This window comes from Planococcus halocryophilus (assembly GCF_001687585.2).
GTDB lineage: Bacteria > Bacillota > Bacilli > Bacillales_A > Planococcaceae > Planococcus > Planococcus halocryophilus.
The window spans coordinates 2,137,020-2,157,214 of the sequence record NZ_CP016537.2 but is presented as its reverse complement, the minus strand read 5'-3'; the positions used below and the strand labels follow the sequence as shown (position 1 = coordinate 2,157,214).

General features: G+C 39.9%; 17 protein-coding genes. All 17 read left to right on the top strand.

Annotated features, from left to right (window positions below):
- The first annotated feature begins 40 nt into the window (after positions 1-40).
- The 17 genes from BBI08_RS10910 (at position 41) to BBI08_RS10830 (ending at position 20,185) form a co-directional block, all read left to right on the top strand.
- Positions 41-2,395, top strand: a complete 2,355-nt coding sequence (locus tag BBI08_RS10910) for an FtsK/SpoIIIE family DNA translocase (RefSeq protein WP_065528087.1) — start codon at positions 41-43, stop codon at positions 2,393-2,395.
- A 175-nt stretch (positions 2,396-2,570) separates the two neighbouring features.
- Entirely contained in the window at positions 2,571-3,299 is a 729-nt protein-coding gene (locus BBI08_RS10905) for a GntR family transcriptional regulator (protein ID WP_008497931.1), read from the top strand.
- A 46-nt stretch (positions 3,300-3,345) separates the two neighbouring features.
- Complete coding sequence (locus BBI08_RS10900; RefSeq protein WP_008497930.1) at positions 3,346-4,419, top strand: BMP family lipoprotein; 1,074 nt, start codon at positions 3,346-3,348, stop codon at positions 4,417-4,419.
- A gap of 166 nt (positions 4,420-4,585) precedes the next feature.
- Positions 4,586-6,145 carry an ABC transporter ATP-binding protein gene (locus BBI08_RS10895; protein ID WP_065528554.1) on the top strand — a complete coding sequence of 520 codons (1,560 nt, stop codon included), beginning with the start codon at positions 4,586-4,588 and terminating at the stop codon, positions 6,143-6,145.
- The gene (locus BBI08_RS10890) at positions 6,135-7,184 is read left to right on the top strand and encodes an ABC transporter permease (protein WP_008497929.1); all 1,050 of its coding nucleotides are present in this window, start codon (positions 6,135-6,137) and stop codon (positions 7,182-7,184) included. The genes BBI08_RS10895 and BBI08_RS10890 overlap by 11 nt, the downstream gene beginning before the upstream one ends.
- A gap of 1 nt (position 7,185) precedes the next feature.
- Positions 7,186-8,145: an ABC transporter permease gene (locus BBI08_RS10885; RefSeq protein WP_008497928.1), complete on the top strand. Its 960-nt coding sequence runs from the start codon at positions 7,186-7,188 to the stop codon at positions 8,143-8,145.
- A gap of 356 nt (positions 8,146-8,501) precedes the next feature.
- Positions 8,502-9,776 carry an EF-P 5-aminopentanol modification-associated protein YfmF gene (yfmF, locus tag BBI08_RS10880; RefSeq protein WP_008497927.1) on the top strand — a complete coding sequence of 425 codons (1,275 nt, stop codon included), beginning with the start codon at positions 8,502-8,504 and terminating at the stop codon, positions 9,774-9,776.
- A complete protein-coding gene (gene yfmH / locus BBI08_RS10875; RefSeq protein WP_008497926.1) occupies positions 9,769-11,070 on the top strand; it encodes an EF-P 5-aminopentanol modification-associated protein YfmH in 1,302 nt (433 codons plus the stop codon). Before yfmF ends, yfmH begins: the two co-directional genes overlap by 8 nt.
- A complete protein-coding gene (gene ymfI, locus BBI08_RS10870) occupies positions 11,067-11,786 on the top strand; it encodes an elongation factor P 5-aminopentanone reductase (protein ID WP_065528086.1) in 720 nt (239 codons plus the stop codon). Before yfmH ends, ymfI begins: the two co-directional genes overlap by 4 nt.
- Before the next feature lie 106 nt (positions 11,787-11,892).
- Complete coding sequence (locus BBI08_RS10865) at positions 11,893-12,693, top strand: YmfK family protein (protein ID WP_065528085.1); 801 nt, start codon at positions 11,893-11,895, stop codon at positions 12,691-12,693.
- Positions 12,694-12,701: 8 nt separating this feature from the next.
- Entirely contained in the window at positions 12,702-13,571 is an 870-nt protein-coding gene (locus BBI08_RS10860) for a helix-turn-helix domain-containing protein (protein ID WP_257785797.1), read from the top strand.
- Between the two features lie 49 nt (positions 13,572-13,620).
- The gene (pgsA, locus tag BBI08_RS10855) at positions 13,621-14,199 is read left to right on the top strand and encodes a CDP-diacylglycerol--glycerol-3-phosphate 3-phosphatidyltransferase (protein WP_040850891.1); all 579 of its coding nucleotides are present in this window, start codon (positions 13,621-13,623) and stop codon (positions 14,197-14,199) included.
- A gap of 22 nt (positions 14,200-14,221) precedes the next feature.
- On the top strand, positions 14,222-15,475 hold the full coding sequence (locus BBI08_RS10850) for a competence/damage-inducible protein A (protein WP_008497922.1): 1,254 nt from the start codon (positions 14,222-14,224) through the stop codon (positions 15,473-15,475).
- 174 nt (positions 15,476-15,649) lie between these two features.
- Positions 15,650-16,711 (top strand): recombinase RecA, encoded by a 1,062-nt coding sequence (gene recA, locus BBI08_RS10845; protein WP_008497921.1) that lies wholly within the window; start codon positions 15,650-15,652, stop codon positions 16,709-16,711.
- Positions 16,712-17,007: 296 nt separating this feature from the next.
- Complete coding sequence (rny, locus tag BBI08_RS10840) at positions 17,008-18,567, top strand: ribonuclease Y (protein ID WP_065528084.1); 1,560 nt, start codon at positions 17,008-17,010, stop codon at positions 18,565-18,567.
- A gap of 66 nt (positions 18,568-18,633) precedes the next feature.
- Positions 18,634-19,431, top strand: a complete 798-nt coding sequence (locus tag BBI08_RS10835) for a TIGR00282 family metallophosphoesterase (protein WP_065528083.1) — start codon at positions 18,634-18,636, stop codon at positions 19,429-19,431.
- A gap of 325 nt (positions 19,432-19,756) precedes the next feature.
- Positions 19,757-20,185, top strand: a complete 429-nt coding sequence (locus tag BBI08_RS10830; protein ID WP_008497917.1) for a YlbF/YmcA family competence regulator — start codon at positions 19,757-19,759, stop codon at positions 20,183-20,185.
- Positions 20,186-20,195: the final 10 nt, after the last annotated feature.

The following is a 20,195-nucleotide window of genomic DNA, read 5'->3' as shown; positions in this document are numbered from 1 at the left end:
GGAAATCCTTTTTCGATTATGGAAGAAGTGAGGGATAGGTATGAATAGGGCTCGTGAAACCGCGAAGAAAAAGTCACAAGCGAGAGCAAGAGCAAGAACAAAATCGAAACCGAAAGCAAAGCCGAAAAACAAAAAAAGACAACCCATGCCAATGATTGCATATGAAGTTATCGGTTTAATATTATTAGGGATTGCAGTTTTGATGACTTTTCAACTCGGCGTTATTGGCAAAATGTTTTACAATATAGCTGAATATGTAGCAGGATATTTGGCTTTCTTAATCCCAGTGTCACTCGTTTTTGTGGCGATATTTGTCATGGTAAAGCGAGAATGGCCAAAACCTAAAATGAAAGTGGCATTCGGATCCACATTTGTGTTGATTGGCATTTTGCTAATTTGCCATTTAATTTGGGCGGCAAATAGCATTTTACCAATCACTTCTTCAAACGTTATTGCCGAAACAATTCGCACAACAAAAATGACAGGAACTATTTGGAATAGTTATTTAGCAACAGGAGGCGGAATTTTAGGTGCTTTACTATACTCGCTACTGCACGTTCTTTTTGACACGGCAGGAACATGGATCGTCGCCATTATTTTATTGTCGATTGGCGCTATTATTTTAACAGGAAAAGCCGCTGCTCCTTTTATTGCCGAAAAAATACCAAGTATGCGTCCGATTATTGATTCGTTAATGAGTCGCTTTAAACAAAGCAAGCCGAAAAAAACAAGTACTTCTCGTAAGAAATCAGAATCGGAACAAGTTTTGGAAATCAATGAATCATTATCTTATGATGAAGATGACGACCAAGAAGGAAATCTTTTATACGAGTCAAAACAAGAAGCGCCGATTATTTCGGCATTTACGGAAAATGTTAAACCGAAACAAGCAGCGCCTCCACAAGTAGCTGTAGAAGAACCACAAGAGACAGCTGACGTCCAATTATTATCAACTGCTGAAGAGCTAGAGAATGAGGAATATCAATTGCCACCACTAAGTTTGTTGACTCTGCCGCCACATCACGATCAAAGCGGAGAATATTCCGGCATTCAAAAAAACGCCAAAAAACTTGAAAAAACGTTCCAAAGCTTTGGCGTAAGAGCAAAAGTAACGCAAGTTCATTTAGGTCCTGCGGTTACAAAATACGAAGTATTGCCAGATACAGGTGTAAAAGTAAGTAAAATTGTTAGTTTACATGATGATTTAGCTTTAGCTTTAGCAGCACGTGATATCCGTATCGAAGCACCCATTCCAGGGAAATCTGCAATCGGGATTGAAGTGCCAAACTCGGAAGTTTCAATTGTTAGCTTACGTGAAGTGTTGGAGTCAGAAGAAAACAACCAGCCCGACGCTAAATTATTATTTGCACTCGGTAGAGATGTTACCGGTCAGGCTGTCATGACCCAATTAAATAAAATGCCACATCTTTTAGTTGCTGGTTCGACGGGTAGCGGGAAATCAGTCTGTATTAACGGCATTATTACTAGCATTATTATGCGTGCTAAACCGCATGAAGTGAAGATGATGATGATTGACCCGAAAATGGTCGAGTTAAACGTCTATAACGGCATACCACATCTTTTAGCACCCGTTGTTACAGATCCGCGTAAAGCAGCACAAGCATTAAAGAAAATTGTTTCAGAGATGGAAAGAAGATACGAACTTTTCTCTCATACAGGTACACGAAATATTGAAGGTTATAACGAATATGTCCGTGTTTTCAACGAAGAAAACGAAGACAAGCATCCGAAGTTACCATTTATCGTAGTCATCGTAGATGAGTTGGCTGATTTAATGATGGTTGCATCAAACGAAGTAGAAGATGCCATTACGCGTTTAGCTCAGATGGCGCGTGCAGCAGGAATTCACTTGATTATTGCGACACAGCGTCCAAGTGTTAACGTCATCACAGGAGTGATCAAAGCGAATATTCCGTCTCGAATAGCTTTTGCCGTTTCATCATCTATCGATTCGCGCACAATACTAGATATGGGTGGCGCTGAAAAATTACTTGGTCGTGGAGACATGTTGTTCTTAGGTGCTGGTCAATCAAAACCGGTGCGTGTCCAAGGAGCGTTCTTGTCTGATTCAGAAGTCGAAAAAATTGTAGACTTTGTAATCGAACAACAAAAAGCGCAATATCAGGAAGATATGATTCCGAGTGAAATTGATGAAACCAAAATAGACGAAGAAACAGATGAAATTTACGATGAAGCGGTAAAGCTAGTTACAGAAATGCAAACAGCCTCCGTTTCGATGTTACAGCGCCGATTCCGTGTGGGGTATTCACGTGCGGCTCGAATTATTGATCAAATGGAACAACGTGGTGTCGTTGGACCTTATGAAGGCAGTAAACCTCGTACCGTACTAGTTCCAAAGCAGGAGGATTATTGAGTAATTTGAAGTTAAGTGTGATAAATTAATCACTAGTTTATTTATTCGAGAACCGAAAATTCGCTGAATTCGACAAATTACTATTTATTTCGTTTCTAATAAGTGTTATAGTAATTCTGATTAGTAGGAATGTTTTACATCAGATGTCTGATCTCTGTCATGGGTGGTGAATCGTATGACAATTAAATCGGATCATCGTGCTTTGTACCTTCAAGTAATCGATCGAATGAAACAGGATATTGCTGCGGGCGTCTACAAAGAGAAAGAGAAGTTGCCGTCCGAATTCGAATTATCGAAAACACTTGGAGTCAGTCGAGCGACTTTACGAGAAGCGCTTCGGTTGTTGGAAGAAGATAATATTATCGTCAGACGCCACGGAGTTGGGACATTCGTCAATTCAAAACCTTTGTTTTCATCAGGAATTGAGCAATTGACAAGTGTATCCGATATGATCCGACAGGCAGGAATGGAACCCGGTGCTATTTACTTAAGCACGTCAGAGGGCCTTTCTTCTGAAGAAGATATAAAACGCTTTCATTGCACTGGCGATGATACCATTATTACTATTGAACGCGTTCGTACGGCAAACAGCGACCCTGTAGTTTATTGTATCGACAAGGTTCCTTCCGCGTATTTGCCTACAGATTTTTTGAAACGCACAGAAAGCTCCATTTTTAAAGCGATTGAAGAATCTGGAGACATTCATATCTCCTATGCGGTGACATTTATTGATCCGACTGGTTATCATGAGGATGCTTCGCCAATCCTGGAGTGTGAACCGGAAACAGCATTACTTGTTTTAAAACAGCTCCATTACGATGAAGACGATCGATTGGTGCTTTATTCAAAGAATTACTTTAGAGCTGATAAATTTAGCTTTCATGTGGTTCGCAAACGTATGTAAAACATCAAATTCCTGCTAATATCAAAAAACCTTGGGGGTTATTACATTGACAAAACGTAAATTTGGTCTAGGTTTATCATTAATGCTTGCTGCTGGAACTATGCTTGCTGCATGCGGTAGCGACGAAGATACTTCAAACGGTGAAACTGGTGGGGGAGAAGGCGGAGAAGAAACTTCAGATTTTTCTGCAGCCATGGTTACTGATGTTGGAGGAGTAGATGATAAATCCTTTAACCAATCTGCATGGGAAGGTCTTCAGCAATTTGGTAAAGACAATGGTCTTGAAAAAGGCGATGGCGGCTATGACTATCTTCAATCTGTATCAGATGCGGATTACAACACAAACCTGAACAACTTGATCCGTCGCGATTTCGATGTTGTATTCGGAATTGGTTTCTTGATGGAAGGCGCTGTATCAGAAATTGCTGAACAACAGCCTGAAGCACAAATTGCTATTATTGATGCAGTAGTTGATGCTCCAAACGTTGCAAGTGTTCTTTTTAAAGAGCAAGAAGGTGCATTCCTTGCGGGTGTAGCAGCGGCTTTAATGTCTGAAACGAAGAAAATTGGTTTTGTTGGTGGAATGGAAATTCCAGTAATTGAACGTTTTGAAGCAGGATTCCTTGCAGGAGTTGCAGCTGTAGATGAGTCAGTTGAAGTTGATGTTCAATACACAGGTGCTTTTGATAAAGCGGAATTAGGTAAAACAACTGCGAACCGTATGTATTCTGCTGGAGCAGATATCATTTTCCACGCAGCTGGTGGTACTGGTAACGGTGTTTTCACTGAAGCTAAAGAACGTAAAGAGTCGAATCCAGAAGCAAATATTTGGGTTATTGGTGTAGATTCGGATCAATACGATGAAGGTGCAACGGGTGACACTAACGTTACTTTGACTTCAGTATTGAAGCGCGTAGATACAGCTGTAATCAATATTTCTGAACAAGCTATGGCAGGCGAATTCCCAGGTGGCGAAACAGTTACTTACGGTTTGTCTGATGATGGCGTAGATTTAGCTGATTCACGTGGAGCAATTCCTGAAGACGTGATGGCGAAAATTGAAGAATTTAAACAACAAGTAATCAATGGTGACATTGAAGTTCCTGAAACTGTAGAGTAATAGAAAGTTTTAAGACGGTCATCATAAAGGCCGGTTTAACCGGTCTTTATGATTTTTTTTGTCTATTTGATAGAAATTAATAGATGAAAGGTTTTTGGAAACGGAAGCCTTTCCTGTATTAATTAATTTTTTTAAAAAAGTTAGCAGTCTTGAGGGAGTGACAACAGTGGAGTATGTAATTGAAATGCTGAATATCCGTAAAGAGTTCGGTACATTTGTCGCTAATGACAATATTACGCTGCAACTGAAAAAGGGAGAAATTCACGCATTACTAGGGGAAAACGGCGCTGGAAAATCGACATTAATGAACATTTTGTTTGGTTTGTATCAGCCAGAAGGCGGAGAAATCCGAGTTCGCGGAAAAAAAGTAGACATTTCTAATCCAAATATAGCGAATGATCTTGGTATCGGAATGGTTCACCAGCATTTCATGTTGGTCGAAAATTTTTCAGTTACAGAAAATATCATTTTGGGAACCGAGCCAACAAAATATGGTGTTACAAATAAAAAAGACGCTGCTAAAAAAGTACAGGCACTGTCTGAACAATACGGCCTAAACGTTGATCCGAATGCTATCATTCAAGATATATCGGTAGGTATGCAACAGCGTGTAGAGATATTGAAAACTTTGTATCGCGGCGCTGAAATTTTGATCTTTGACGAACCAACGGCTTCATTAACCCCACAGGAAATTGTCGAATTGATTCAAATTATGAAGCGTTTAATCGCTGAAGGAAAATCTATTATTTTAATTACGCATAAACTAAAAGAAATTATGGATGTTTCTGACCGCGTAACAGTTATTCGAAAAGGACAAGGAATTGGAACGGTTATTACAGCAGAAACCAATCCGAACGATCTGGCATCCTTGATGGTTGGACGCCAAGTCGAATTTACTACTGTAAAAGGGGAATCGTTCCCAGGAGAAGAAATTTTGGATATTAAAGATTTAGTCGTCCTTGATTATCGTGGCATTGAAAAAGTGAAACACTTGAATTTGAATGTCCGTAAAGGCGAAATTGTCGGAATTGCAGGAATTGATGGAAATGGACAGTCTGAATTAATCGAAGCGATTACAGGGCTTCGAAAAGTAAAGAGCGGAACCATTTCAATTAATGGAAAAAATGTTACCAACATGAAACCCCGTAAAGTAATAGAGTCAGGCGTTGGACATATTCCTCAAGACAGACATAAGCATGGACTGGTACTGGATTTTCCAATTGGTCATAATATTTCGCTTCAAACCTACTATATGAAGCCGATTTCTAAATCTGGCATCATCGATTACAACAAAATCAATGAAAAAGCTTTGCAAATTATTAAAGATTTTGACGTTCGAACACAAGGTCCATCAGAGTTAGCTCGTTCACTATCTGGTGGGAATCAACAAAAAGCGATTATTGGCCGAGAAGTTGACCGAAATCCTGATTTATTGATTGCTGCCTTACCAACTAGGGGATTAGATGTTGGGGCTATCGAATTTATTCATAGTCGTTTAATTGAACAGCGCGATAATGGAAAAGCCGTATTGTTGATTTCGTTTGAATTAGACGAGGTTATGAACGTTTCAGATCGCATTGCCGTTATTCATGATGGAGAAATAGTGGATATTGTGACGCCAGAAACGACGACCGAGCAAGAGCTAGGTTTATTGATGGCAGGACATACTGATCAGAAAAAAACACAGGATTTAACACAGAAAGGTGAGGATCAGCATGTCGAATAGAGCGACCAATCTCTTGGTCCCCATCATTTCCGTTATTTTAGGATTGTTGGTCGGCGCAGTTATTATGCTGGTCAGCGGCTATGACCCACTTAAAGGCTATGCCGCTCTTTGGAACGGAATTTTTGGAGACTTATATACTATCGGTGAAACAATTCGCCAAATCACCCCTTATTTATTAGCTGGTCTTGCGGTAGCTTTTGCATTCCGCTCAGGTCTATTTAATATCGGTGTTGAAGGACAATTAATTGTAGGTTGGTTTGCTGCAGCTTACGTTGGAGTAGCTGTAGAATTACCAAAAATTATCCACTTGCCTTTAGCAATTTTGGCTGCAGCTGTAGCCGGTGCAATATGGGGCTTCGTTCCAGGTCTTTTAAAAGCGAAATTCCGTGTACACGAAGTTATCGTTACAATTATGATGAACTATATTGCATTACACGTAACAAATGCATTAATTCGTACAGTTTCTGACGGTGGAGATCGCACAGGCAATATTTACGCAAGTGCTTCTCTACGTTCTGAGTTTTTACAAAACTTAACCGAATTTTCACGACTGCATTTCGGGATTATTATTGCATTAGTGATGGTTGGTGTGATGTGGCTTATTTTAGAAAAAACGACGCTTGGATTTGAGTTGAAAGCAGTTGGGTTTAACCAAAACGCTTCTCAATATGCAGGTATGAACGTTAATAAAAACATCATATTAGCCATGGTTATTTCTGGTGCATTTGCCGGTCTTGGTGGCGCAATGGAAGCCCTTGGAACTTTCGAGTATGTGTCTTCTAAAGGTGGATTTACTGGTATCGGATTTGATGGAATCGCGGTAGCCTTATTGGGCATGAACACACCTCTTGGTGTTGTGTTTGGTGCTACATTATTTGGTTCATTAAAGTACGGAGCATTAAATATGCCGAATGCTGCCGGTATTCCAATTGAAATTGTTGAAATTGTTATCGCAGTTATTATCTTCTTTGTAGCTTCAGGCTACATCATTCGCTTGCTGCTGCTCCGTGCATCAGCTAAGAAGAAGGAGGCGAAGTAATATGAGTTTCCTAGAAGTATTATATTTCATCGTTCCTTCAGCGATCTTTTATGCTGCACCACTTATTTTAGTTGCAATTGGCGGTGTCTTCTCAGAAAGATCTGGTGTTATCAACATTGGACTTGAAGGATTAATGGTTATCGGTGCTTTTGTTGGTATCTTGTTCAACTTATTGTATGCTGATACATTTGGATCAGCTACACCTTGGGTAGCATTAGTTGCAGCTATGTTTGCAGCTCTTCTATTATCACTATTGCATGCGGTAGCTTCTATTACATTCCGTGCAGATCAAGTAGTTTCCGGAGTTGCGATCAATTTACTAGCAGCTGCGCTATCGATTTACTTGGTAAAACGAATTTTTGATAAAGGGCAGACGGATTTTATCACTGAACGTTTCTCGCGTTACAATGTTCCGTTCTTATCTGATATTCCAGTTATCGGGCCTTTGCTATTTAAATCAGTTTACAATACCTCGTTCTTTGCAATCGGTATTGCCGTACTAGCATGGTTCGTTATTTACAAAACTCCATTTGGTCTTCGTCTACGTGCTGTCGGGGAACATCCGATGGCTGCAGATACAATGGGAATCAATGTAACGAGAATGCGTTACATCGCCGTTATGATTTCTGGTAGTTTAGCTGGTATGGGTGGCGCGATTTATGCACAGACCATTACAAATGATTTTGGTCATGCCACAATCAATGGTCAAGGCTTTATGGCATTGGCTGCTATGATTTTTGGTAAATGGCATCCGCTTGGTGCGATGGGAGCAGCCTTATTCTTCGGATTTGCACAGTCGTTGAGTATTGTCGGATCGTCTATTCCGTATATCTCGGAAATTCCAAACGTCTTCTTGTTGATTTTGCCATACGTATTAACGATTCTTGCACTTGCTGGTTTTATTGGTCGCGCTCATGCTCCACTAGCGATCGGAAAACCTTATATCAAAGGTCAACGATAAGATTTTTAAAAGAGCCGTCGCAAATGACGGCTCTTTTCATTTGCCCAGCTCAAACGGCCAGATTCTCGGGTCATAAGCCACCCTGACTGTGTGGCAAAGAGCGCCACTTCGCCACTTCGCCAGGTCGTCTTATGCCCGTCGAATCTAAACGGCCGCTTTCGCTTTTCTATTGTCTAGCTCCGGTGCCCAGTCCCTCGAGGTCGCTTCGGACTTGCGGATAATGGCAAAGAGCGCCATTATCAACAAGTCCTACAGCGCTTGTCGGGACTAAAACGGGCACCTACGCTTTTCTTTATTTGCAATTAACGGAAAAGGTTCGGTATAGTTAGAGCATGAACGACGAGAGGGGATTTTACATGTTTGAAACAATTAATATTGCTAAAGGTGTAAATGTGCATGTCAATGAGACAACGCAATTTAAAACGATAAATTTTTCAATTAAATTTAAGGATAAACTAACGAAAGAAAAGGCATCTGCCCGTTCGATTTTGGCTAACGTATTGCAACACAGTAACGAGGTTTATCCGTCACATACAGCACTTCGTATGGTGCTTGATGACTTATATGGTACTTCTCTTTACATAGATTCATCAAAGCGTGGAAATGAGCACGTGGTTACGTTGAATGTCGAAACAGTCAACGATCAATACCTTTCTGAGAAAGGTGTGCTAGAAAAAGTATTAAACTTAATGTATATCGTTTTGTTCAAACCGAATTTTGAAAATGGTTTGTTCAAAGAATCCATATTCACGCGGGAAAAACATTCTATTGTTCAACGTATCGAATCTGTATTTGATGAAAAAACACGTTATGCACAGCAGCGGATGATGGAGTTGGCTTTACCGAACCATCCAGCTTCTATTACATCAAATGGCACAATTGAAATCGTTGAAAACGTGACGAATGAACAATTAGTGGCCGAATACAACGAAATGATTTCACAAAATGAAATTGAAATTTATGCGGTGGGTGATGTGAAACCAGAAATGATCGCTTCGTACATCCGTGAATTTTTCCATTTTAAAGATCGTGAAAAAGCGATTGCAGTGCCGCCTATGGAATTGGTAAAGCCAGAGCAACCACGCGTGCTTGAATTTGAAGACATGAAACAAGGAAAGCTACATATGGCATTTTTTACGCCGATTACATTCCGCGATGAGAAGTTCCCAATCATGCAGCTGATGAACGGCGTTTTTGGTGGCTATGCGCATTCTAAATTATTTGTAAACATTCGTGAAAAAGAAAGCATGGCATATTACGTATCTAGTTCTTTTGCTTCGCAATTTGGGTTAATGTTCGTTCTTGCAGGCATTGATTCCAAACTAGAAGAAAAAGCGGTGACTTTAGTTTTAGAACAATTAGAAGAAGTGAAAAAAGGGAATATTTCAGATATAGAGCTTGATCAAACAAAAGCGTTGTTGGTCAATCAATTAAAAGAAGCTCTCGATTCGGCGCGTGGACAAATTGATATTTATGATCAATACATGGAATTGACCGATCGTTTCGAACCTGAATACATGATCAACAAATGGAAGAACGTGACGAAAGAAGATATCGCGTTAGTTGCTAAGGAATTGTCGTTAGAAATGACATACTTCCTATCCGGCAAGGAGGATGAAACAAATGCATAAAGTAGAATTTGAACAATTAGAAGAAACACTATTTCATGAAAAGCTTGATAACGGCTTAACGGTTTATATTTTACCGAAAAAAGGATTTTCTAAAACATTTGCCACGTTTACTACTAAATACGGTTCTATCGATAACCATTTTGTGCCTCAAGGTGGGTCAGAACCAATCAAAGTTCCAGATGGCATCGCCCACTTTTTAGAACATAAAATGTTTGAAAAAGAAGAAGGGGACGTGTTTCAAGAGTTCAGTAAACAAGGAGCTGCAGCCAACGCGTTTACATCATTTACGCGAACGGCTTATTTGTTTTCTGCAACAGGGGAAATTGATAAAAATGTCAAAACCTTACTAGATTTTGTGCAAAGTCCTTACTTCACTGAGAAAACCGTGGAAAAAGAAAAAGGCATTATCGCACAAGAAATTACAATGTACGACGATCAACCTGATTGGCGCTTGTATTTCGGAATTATTGAAAACATGTACAAAAATCATCCTGTGAAAATTGACATCGCGGGTACCGTAGAATCGATTCAGGATATTACAGCTGAACATTTATATACGTGCTACAACACGTTCTATCACCCTTCAAATATGGTGTTATTTATAGTAGGAAACGTAGATCCAGATCAAATGATGGCTTTAGTAAAAGAAGACCAAGCACAAAAAACATTTGAAGAACCTACAGAAATTACACGCATTTATCCTGAAGAGCCAAAAGAAGTAGCTATTAAAGAACGCGTGCTAGAAATGAGCGTTCAAAAACCAAAAGTATTTTACGGTATTAAACCAGAAAAACTAGATTTAATCGGTCCAGAAATGCTTAAGCATGAGCTAGCGGCTCAACTTGCTTATGAATTATTATTTGGTCGAACATCTGATTTTTATCACCACGCCTATGAAAACGATTGGATTGATGAGTCTTATTCATTCGACTATTCGTTAGAACAAGGATTTGGTTATGCGTTAGTCGGTTCAGATACGCACAAGCCTGAGGTTTTAATAAAAGAAATCAAACATACCCTTCAAAATGCAGTTGAAAAATGGCCATTTGGTCAAGAAGATCTTGACCGGGTGCGCCGCAAAAAAATTGGTTTTTTCTTAAGAGCGTTGAATTCTCCAGAATACATTGCTAACCAATTCACCAATTATGCATTTAATGAAATGAATTTATTTGATGTTGTTCCGGTATTAGAAGAGCTAGAAGTTGTTGATTTGCAAAATGCATTTGCCTTAGTCAGTCACGAATCCCAGCAATCTGTCTTTACTATTATGCCTCCGAAAAAGGATGAACAGTGAAACGATTTGTTGTCCTGCTCGGGGCGTCTGGTGAAATTGGTGAAAGCATTGCTCATCAGTTAGCAGAAAGTGGTTGGTCTTTGTATTTACACTGGAATGCTAACTCGACAGCAGCACTTGTACAAGAACTCACGAAAAACTATCCTATGCAGGAGTTCATACCGGTCCAAGCTGACTTTACCTATGAAGAGGGTGTAGAGAAGCTTACAAACAATGTATATGATGCGTCGGCCATTGTTGTTGCTAGTGGGCAATCGCTGATGAAGATGCTAATCGATACAACAGAACAAGATATGGAAGCTTTATGGCGTGTACATGTAAAAAACCCAATTTCGGTAATTCGATCATTATCACCATTTTTTCATCGTCACGACAAGTCTTACGTGGTCTTTGTATCCTCAATTTGGGGAGAGATAGGTGCATCTATGGAAACAATGTATTCAGCTGTAAAAGGTGCACAATTGGCGTTTGTTAAAGCTTATGCAAAAGAGATGGCGCCTTTGGGAACGCGTGTTAATGCCATTTCACCTGGCTTTATTCAAACAAAAATGAATGCAGGATTTTCTCAAGAAGAGATACAGGAAATTGAAGAAGAAATTCCACTCGGACTTGGATCTCCTCAAGATATAGCAGATGCTGTAGATTTTCTAATCGGAGGAAAAGCAGATTATATGACAGGGCAAACATTACGCATTAATGGTGGATGGTTGATGTAATCGTATTTCTCTAAGTAAATGCCTCTTTCATGAGCGCGGCAAATCAGCTATCATATTAACTAGAAACCTTTTTAGACAGCTTGTATAGAGAAAGGTCGGATATTGCATGAAAGAATGGTATTTTGAATACGAAATCCAAGTAAACCGTCCTGGTCTTCTTGGCGATATCGCTTCTCTTTTGGGAATGTTACGGGTAAATATCGTGACTATTAATGGTGTAGATCAAGGGCGTCGGGGTATGCTATTGCGTGCAGAACATGATGTCCAACTAGAACGCTTTGAACAAATTCTATCAACGATCGAAACGATTGCTGTCACTAAGTTCCGTGAGCCAAAACTGCGGGATATTTTAGCGGTACGACACGGCAGATATATCCAACGAGACGCTGATGATCGGAAAACATTCCGCTTTGTGCGTGACGAACTAGGCTTGCTTGTAGATTTCATGGCAGAAATTTTCAAACAAGAAGGTCATAAGTTGGTCGGGTTAAGAGGAATGCCACGCGTAGGAAAAACAGAGTCCATTGTTGCTGCAAGTGTAAGTGCGAACAAAAAGTGGATTTTCCTATCTTCAACAATGATTAAACAAACTGTTCGCAACCAGTTAATGGGTGATGAGCACAATGATAACAATATTTTTATTTTAGATGGCATTGTTACCCGCCGCTCGGCCGATGAACGGCATATGCAATTAGTCCGTGAAATGATGCGCATGCCAACGATTAAAGTAGTGGAGCATCCGGATAAGTTTGTAGAGCAATCCGAATACAGCATTGATGATTTTGATTACATTATTGAATTGCGTCATCACCCAGATGAAAAGATTACTTATGAAGTGTTGGAGAAAAATACATTCATGGATGAAGAATCAGAAGGAAATATGTTTGGAGACGGCTTCAACTTTTAAGTAGGCAGGTGATTGGTTTGAGTGAGTTGGGTACAAGGCTGAAACAGGCCAGAATCGCCAAAGATCTTAGTTTGGAAGATTTGCAGGACTTGACCAAGATACAAAAGCGGTACTTGGCTGGTATAGAAGATGGCAATCACAGTATGATGCCAGGTGCGTTTTATGTACGTGCTTTTATTAAGCAGTATGCTGCAGCGGTAGGATTAAATGGTGAAGAATTGCTTAACCAATTTAAAACAGAAATGCCGGCTAGTGACACGGTTGAAAAAAAACAAATGCCGGAAACGTTCACTTCAAGAAGCCGTTCAGTTACACGCACAGCTTCGAATGATACGTATGCCGAAATCATCCCAAAAGTTTTGGTCGCCTTTTTTATTGTTTTAATTCTGGCGGTGTCTTGGTATTTTTATAGTGCATCGACAAACAGAGACACAGCAAATAGACCGGTGGAAGATGAAGGAGTAGGCGTTCCATACGAAGAGCCTGTTCCTGCTACGCCAAAAGAAACAGAAGAAACTGTTGCTGAAGAACCAGTGGACAAACCTGCAGAACCTAGGTCTGTCCTTTCTCTTAAGGAAACAAAAGGCGAAACAACGACTTACACGTGGCAAGGAACGGCAAATCCTCAGCTAGAAATAGTTGCGGATGGTCCATCCTGGGTTGCCGCCACTGATCAGAATCAACAAGAGTTAACTTCGAAAGCGCGTGTTATGCAAGCTGGAGAAAAAGAAACACTCGATTTAGATGAAGTGGACCGTGTAAATGTACGCATTGGTGAATACGCTAATATTACATTGACTATGAATGGTGAAAACATCGAGTATACGCAACCGCTCCAAACCCAAAATATCGTTATTCAATTGACAAACGTCGAATAGCCATCTTGGGATGGTTATTTTTCTTGAAAGTTTGAAAGGGGAAACAACAATGAACATACCAAATCAGATTACCATCTCAAGGATATTATTGATTCCTGTATTTATGGTAGTTATGTTAGCCGGCTTTGACTGGGGAACAATGACGCTTTTTGGCGCTGAAATGCCCGTCACTCACTTTGTTGGGGGATTAATTTTTATCTTTGCATCCTTAACAGATTGGATAGATGGTTACTATGCCCGTAAATTCAATTTAGTTACGACGTTTGGGAAGTTTTTGGATCCTTTAGCGGATAAGCTATTAGTTTCAGCAGCTTTAATCATTTTAGTAGAACTAGAATTTGCAGCTTCGTGGATTGTGATTATCATCATTAGCCGTGAGTTTGCAGTAACCGGATTACGTTTAGTTCTAGCAGGTGAAGGCGAAGTTGTTGCAGCCGGCGGTTTAGGGAAAATAAAAACCACAGCACAAATTTTAGCGATATCTGCATTATTACTACATGATACTATCTTTGTATTAGTTGGTTTACCATTTGGTCAAATTATGCTTTATATCGCATTGATCTTCACAGTATGGTCTGGCTGGGATTATTTCTATGCCAATCGTCGCGCATTAATGACTTCAAAATAAGCGCAAAAAGGGGTTCGAATAAATGAACGCAGAAATTATTGCGGTAGGTTCAGAATTATTATTAGGACAAATCACCAATACCAATGCTCGTTTTTTGTCTAATCATTTGGCGGAACTTGGCATTAATGTGTATTACCATACCGTAGTCGGTGACAATCCGACTCGGTTAGAAGATGCTATCAAGATTGCGGAAAATCGAGCAGATCTTATTTTGTTTACTGGTGGACTAGGTCCCACAAAAGATGATTTGACGAAAGAAGCAATTGCTCGTCATTTAGATACGACACTTGAAATGAATGTGGAAGCGTTAGATTCAATCGTCGCATATTTTGAACGTGCAGGACTTCCAATGACGGAGAATAATAAAAAGCAAGCATTGGTCTTAAAAGACAGTGACGTTCTTGTTAACTATAACGGCATGGCTCCAGGCATGATGTACAAAAAAGATGAACGTGTTTATATTTTGCTACCAGGACCGCCGAAAGAAATGGAGCCAATGTTCCAATTCGAGGCAAAACCTAAACTTGCAAGCTTATTAAACAAAGCGGATATTATTTTGTCACACGTCTTGCGCTTTTATGGTATCGGTGAAGCAGAACTCGAAGACCGTTTACACCATATTCTCGAAAAACAAACAAACCCGACAATTGCACCACTCGCTGCGGATGGGGAAGTAACTATACGCATTACAGCTAAAACCAATACAACAGAAGAAGCGTGGAAGTTGATTGAGGGAACTAAAGAGGAAATTTTAGATGTCGTAGGTAATTATCTGTATGGTTATGATAATGATTCACTCGCCTCTAAAGTAGTTGAGCTCTTGAAACATCAAGGTAAAACAATATCTGCAGCCGAAAGTTTAACTGCAGGACTTTTTCAGTCTGAATTGGCTTCGGTTCCAGGAGCAAGTGCTGTTTTGTCTGGTGGAGTCATTACGTATAATGAAGAAATGAAAGTTCATCAGCTTGGCTTATCAGCTGAGTTACTTGCTGAATACGGCGTTGTTAGTGAGCAAACAGCATTAGCTATGGCAGAAGCTGTACGAGCTAAATTTAAAACCGATATTAGCGTTTCATTAACAGGTGCAGCAGGACCGGACGCGCATGGTGATCAGCCAGCAGGAACTGTTTGGATTGGAATAGCAACAGAGGAAACTTCTAAATCTTATCGCCTTCAATTGTCAGGAATGCGCAATACCAATCGTTTACGAGCGGTTAAACTCGCCTTGTATTATGTTATCCGCACCTTAACAGAAGAAAATGCACGCAAAATTTAATTTTGCGTGTTTTTTTATCGCCAAAATTGGGAAACGCGTGAAATAGGACGTTTAAAAATAATTTTTAAAAATAAATAACCGAATAAACGTTCGCTTTTTTCTTGTGTATTTCTCAATAAGCTAGTATACTAGAAGCAGATAGAAAATAGGTTTTAATTTAGAGGAGGATTTCTTTTGAGCGATCGTAAAGCAGCATTAGATATGGCATTAAAACAAATAGAAAAGCAATTCGGTAAAGGTTCTGTCATGAAATTGGGGGAAAAAACCGACCGTAATATATCATCCGTATCAAGTGGTTCATTGGCATTGGATACAGCATTAGGAATAGGCGGTTATCCACGTGGACGGGTAATAGAAGTTTACGGACCTGAAAGTTCAGGTAAAACGACGGTTTCTCTTCACGCGATTGCAGAAGTTCAAGCAATTGGTGGAACTGCGGCGTTTATCGATGCAGAGCACGCTTTAGATCCAGTTTACGCAAAAAATTTGGGTGTTAATATTGATGAATTATTATTGTCGCAACCGGACACAGGTGAGCAAGCATTGGAAATCGCTGAAGCACTTGTTCGCAGTGGAGCAGTTGATATTGTCGTTGTCGATTCAGTAGCAGCATTAGTACCAAAAGCTGAAATTGAAGGCGAGATGGGCGATTCGCATATGGGATTGCAAGCACGTTTAATGTCACAAGCCCTTCGTAAATTATCTGGTGTTATTAACAAATCTAATACCATTGTTATTTTTATTAACCAAATTCGTGAGAAAATTGGGGTAATGTTTGGTAACCCAGAAACAACACCTGGTGGTCGCGCATTGAAATTCTATTCGTCTGTTCGTTTAGAAGTACGTCGTGCAGAAGCATTAAAATCAGGTACAGAAATTATTGGTAACAGAACGAAGATAAAAGTTGTGAAAAATAAAGTAGCTCCACCATTCCGTACTGCTGAAGTGGATATTATGTACGGAAAAGGGATTTCTCGTGAAGGTGAAATCGTGGATATCGGTTCTGATTTGGAAATTATCCAAAAAAGTGGTTCATGGTACTCATATAACGAAGAACGAATTGGTCAAGGCCGTGAAAATGTTAAGCAATTCTTGCTTAAAAACCCGGAAATCCGTAACGAGATTTCTAATAAAATCCGTGAATCTTACGGGATGGCAGCAGCTACGTATACAATTGCTGCAACTAAAGATGAACCAGAAGACTTTAATCTTCTAATTGATGAAGACGATAAATAAGACTCGCTTTATAAGTCAGAAAAAGCCGCTAAGCAGAAGCTTTGCGGCTTTTTGTTATAACAAATGAAGGGACGTCTGTCCTCATTGGAAACTAGTGTGTCCGTTTACTGGAACTAGTTGCTAAGTTCTCTCTAGCGTTGTACTTCTACATACGCTTTCCTGGGTTGACACGACATAAGTCCATCTATACAATTAAAATTGTATAATTTACTAATTTTAAAATAGTTGTAGTGAAACAAGTTTGATCATTCATCTTTTAAAATGAAAAAAATTCAATAGCAAGAGGAGGTGTCCGAATGGGTATTAATGAGTTCATCTTCGCTTTGCTTGGTATCATCGTCGGTGTAGTTGTTGGTTATTTTGCATTAAAAAAAGCAAACGATTCCAATATTGCAGGCGCTAAAAACTCTGCGGAGCAAATTGTCGAAGATGCAAAACGAGAAGCTGAAGCGCTGAAAAAAGAAGCATTATTGGAAGCGAAAGACGAAAATCATAAATTGCGTACTGAAACAGAATCTGATATTCGGGAACGCCGTTCTGAACTACAAAGACAAGAGAATCGGTTGTTGCAGAGAGAAGAAAATTTGGATCGCAAGGATGATGCATTAAACAAAAGAGAAGCGGGTCTAGAACGTAAAGACGAAGCACTCACAGAAAAACAACAGCATATTGAACAGATGGAGAGCAAAGCCGAAGATTTAGTTCGACAGCAACAATCTGAAATGGAACGAATCTCATCTTTGACACGAGAAGAAGCCAAATCTATTATCTTGCAAGATGTTGAAAAAGAACTTTCAACTGATATTGCGGTAATGATGAAAGAATCTGAAGCTCGTGCAAAAGAAGAATCGGACAAAAAAGCGAAAAATATTTTATCATTGGCGATGCAACGATTTGCGGCAGACCATGTAGCAGAAACTACTGTATCAGTAGTAAATCTGCCAAACGATGAAATGAAAGGTCGTATCATCGGGCGTGAAGGACGTAACATTCGTACGCTTGAAACCTTAACAGGAATCGATTTAATCATCGATGATACACCGGAAGCGGTTATTCTATCAGGATTTGATCCAATCCGTCGTGAAACGGCTCGATTGGCTCTAGAAAAACTGGTATCTGATGGTCGTATCCATCCAGCGCGCATTGAAGAAATGGTTGAGAAGTCTAGACGTGAAGTGGATGAACAAATTCGTGAAATTGGTGAACAAACCACATTTGACGTAGGAGTTCATAATTTGCATCCAGACTTGATCAAAATTCTTGGACGCCTTCGCTACCGTACAAGTTACGGACAAAATGTGCTGAAGCACTCTGTAGAAGTAGCATTCTTGTCAGGCTTAATGGCAGCTGAACTTGGAGAAGACGTTACACTAGCTCGTCGTGCCGGACTACTACATGACATTGGTAAAGCAATCGATCACGAAGTAGAAGGTAGCCACGTTGAAATCGGTGTAGAACTTGGAACTAAATACAAAGAGCATCCTGTAGTGATTAACAGTATTGCTTCCCACCACGGTGACACAGAAGCAACGTCAATCATTTCTGTCATTGTCGCAGCAGCAGATGCATTGTCTGCCGCTCGTCCAGGTGCAAGAAGTGAAACATTGGAAAACTACATTCGTCGCCTAGAAAAACTCGAAGAAATTTCCGAGTCGTATGAAGGCGTAGAGAAATCATTCGCTATTCAAGCGGGACGTGAAATTCGCATCATGGTGCGACCTGAACAAATTGATGATATGACAGCACATCGTTTAGCTCGAGACATCCGGAAGCGGATAGAAGAAGAGTTAGATTATCCAGGTCATATCAAAGTGACGGTTATTAGAGAAACTAGAGCAGTTGAATACGCAAAATAATAAGAGTAAGGCTTCGATGAATGTCTATTCAAAGAAGCCTTTTTCTTATGGGAAAAAGGTGAGTTTGTGAAAATTTTATTTATTGGAGATATTGTCGGATCAATCGGAAGAGATGCACTAGAATCGTATTTACCGAGGTTAAAAAGAAAATATGCACCAGACGTAATTATTGCCAATGGTGAAAACGCAGCAGCAGGTCGCGGTATTACTAAAGCTATTTATCAAGACCTTTTATTCATGGGCGTGGATATGGTAACAATGGGTAACCATACATGGGACCAGAAAGAAATTTTTGATTTTATTGATGAAGTTGATTATTTGATTCGCCCAGCAAACTTTTCAGATGAAGCACCAGGTCGCGGAATGGCTACTGTCACAAAAAATGGCCAAACTTTGTCTGTTATTAATTTGCATGGCCGTGTGTTCTTACCGCCTCATGAAGATCCATTCCAAAAAGCGGATGAGCTTGTAGCCGAAGCTAAAGCCATTTCGCCATTAGTGTTTGTGGATTTCCACGCAGAAGCAACAAGCGAAAAAATTGCGATGGGTTGGCATTTAGATGGCCGTGCTTCAGTGGTTGTTGGAACGCATACACACGTACAAACTGCCGATGCACGTATTTTACCAAATGGCACTGCGTACATTTCTGATGTGGGAATGACGGGACCATATGATGAAATATTAGGGATGAACAAAGAAGCTGTGTTGTATCGTTTCAAAACGAATATGCCAACTCGATTTGAAGTGCCAAAACGTGGTCGTTCAGTGGTGAGTGGATTTTTCACAGAAGTGGATGATCAAACGGGTAAAGCGACAAGCTTTGAACGCGTCTATATCAATGAAGATTATCCGTTCCAAGGATAAATCTACCGCTTCGTGACGAAACTTCGACAATTAGAGCAGAGACCTTGAAGTGCAAGCCTCATTTTCAGTATAATGAGGGAGTGAGAAGACAAGCTTTTTAGAAGGTGGAAAGATCTATTTCTTTACAAACTTCGAACAGGTCGTGAAATTTCAAAAAAGATTAAAGTGCTATCAAAAGGTATAGACCCTGCTGGTTGTAAAAACGTACAGTTAGGTTTTGTGCTTAAAATAAAGATGTCAAAGTCCGATTTACCGAAACTAAAACATGGTCGCAATGCAGTGAACAACTAGAAGCTGTCGCTGGCCAAGAAATGGGTGTTTAAAAATGACATACACAAAACAAGAAATCGTAGACAAAGCACGCGAAGTCGCAGATATGATCGCAGCAACAGAAGAAGTGGATTTCTTTAAACGTGCAGAAGCACAAATTAACGAAAACCAACAAATTCGTGAAAAAATTGCTAGCCTGAAAAGTTTACAAAAACAAGCAGTAAACTTCCAAGCATACGGCAAAGAACGTGCATTGAATTTAATCGAAGGTAAAATTTCGAAGATCGAAGAAGAAATTGACGCAGTGCCAATCGTTCAAGAATTCAAGCAATCGCAAAGCGATGTCAACTCGTTATTGCAAATGGTATCAACAGCCATTGCTAACCAAGTAACGAACAACATCATTACTGAAACAGGTGGCGACTTGTTACGTGGCGAAACAGGATCAAAAGTCCAAAACGACAAACCAGGAAGCTGCGGGTAACAAGAAAAGC

Coding starts and splice junctions, on each gene's coding strand:
- BBI08_RS10885 (WP_008497928.1), top strand. CDS start 7,186: ATGAGTTTCCTAGAAGTATTATATTTCATCGTTCCTTCAGCGATCTTT.
- BBI08_RS10890 (WP_008497929.1), top strand. CDS start 6,135: ATGTCGAATAGAGCGACCAATCTCTTGGTCCCCATCATTTCCGTTATT.
- pgsA (WP_040850891.1), top strand. CDS start 13,621: ATGAACATACCAAATCAGATTACCATCTCAAGGATATTATTGATTCCT.
- BBI08_RS10905 (WP_008497931.1), top strand. CDS start 2,571: ATGACAATTAAATCGGATCATCGTGCTTTGTACCTTCAAGTAATCGAT.
- BBI08_RS10850 (WP_008497922.1), top strand. CDS start 14,222: ATGAACGCAGAAATTATTGCGGTAGGTTCAGAATTATTATTAGGACAA.
- BBI08_RS10910 (WP_065528087.1), top strand. CDS start 41: ATGAATAGGGCTCGTGAAACCGCGAAGAAAAAGTCACAAGCGAGAGCA.
- yfmH (WP_008497926.1), top strand. CDS start 9,769: ATGCATAAAGTAGAATTTGAACAATTAGAAGAAACACTATTTCATGAA.
- yfmF (WP_008497927.1), top strand. CDS start 8,502: ATGTTTGAAACAATTAATATTGCTAAAGGTGTAAATGTGCATGTCAAT.
- BBI08_RS10865 (WP_065528085.1), top strand. CDS start 11,893: ATGAAAGAATGGTATTTTGAATACGAAATCCAAGTAAACCGTCCTGGT.
- BBI08_RS10830 (WP_008497917.1), top strand. CDS start 19,757: ATGACATACACAAAACAAGAAATCGTAGACAAAGCACGCGAAGTCGCA.
- rny (WP_065528084.1), top strand. CDS start 17,008: ATGGGTATTAATGAGTTCATCTTCGCTTTGCTTGGTATCATCGTCGGT.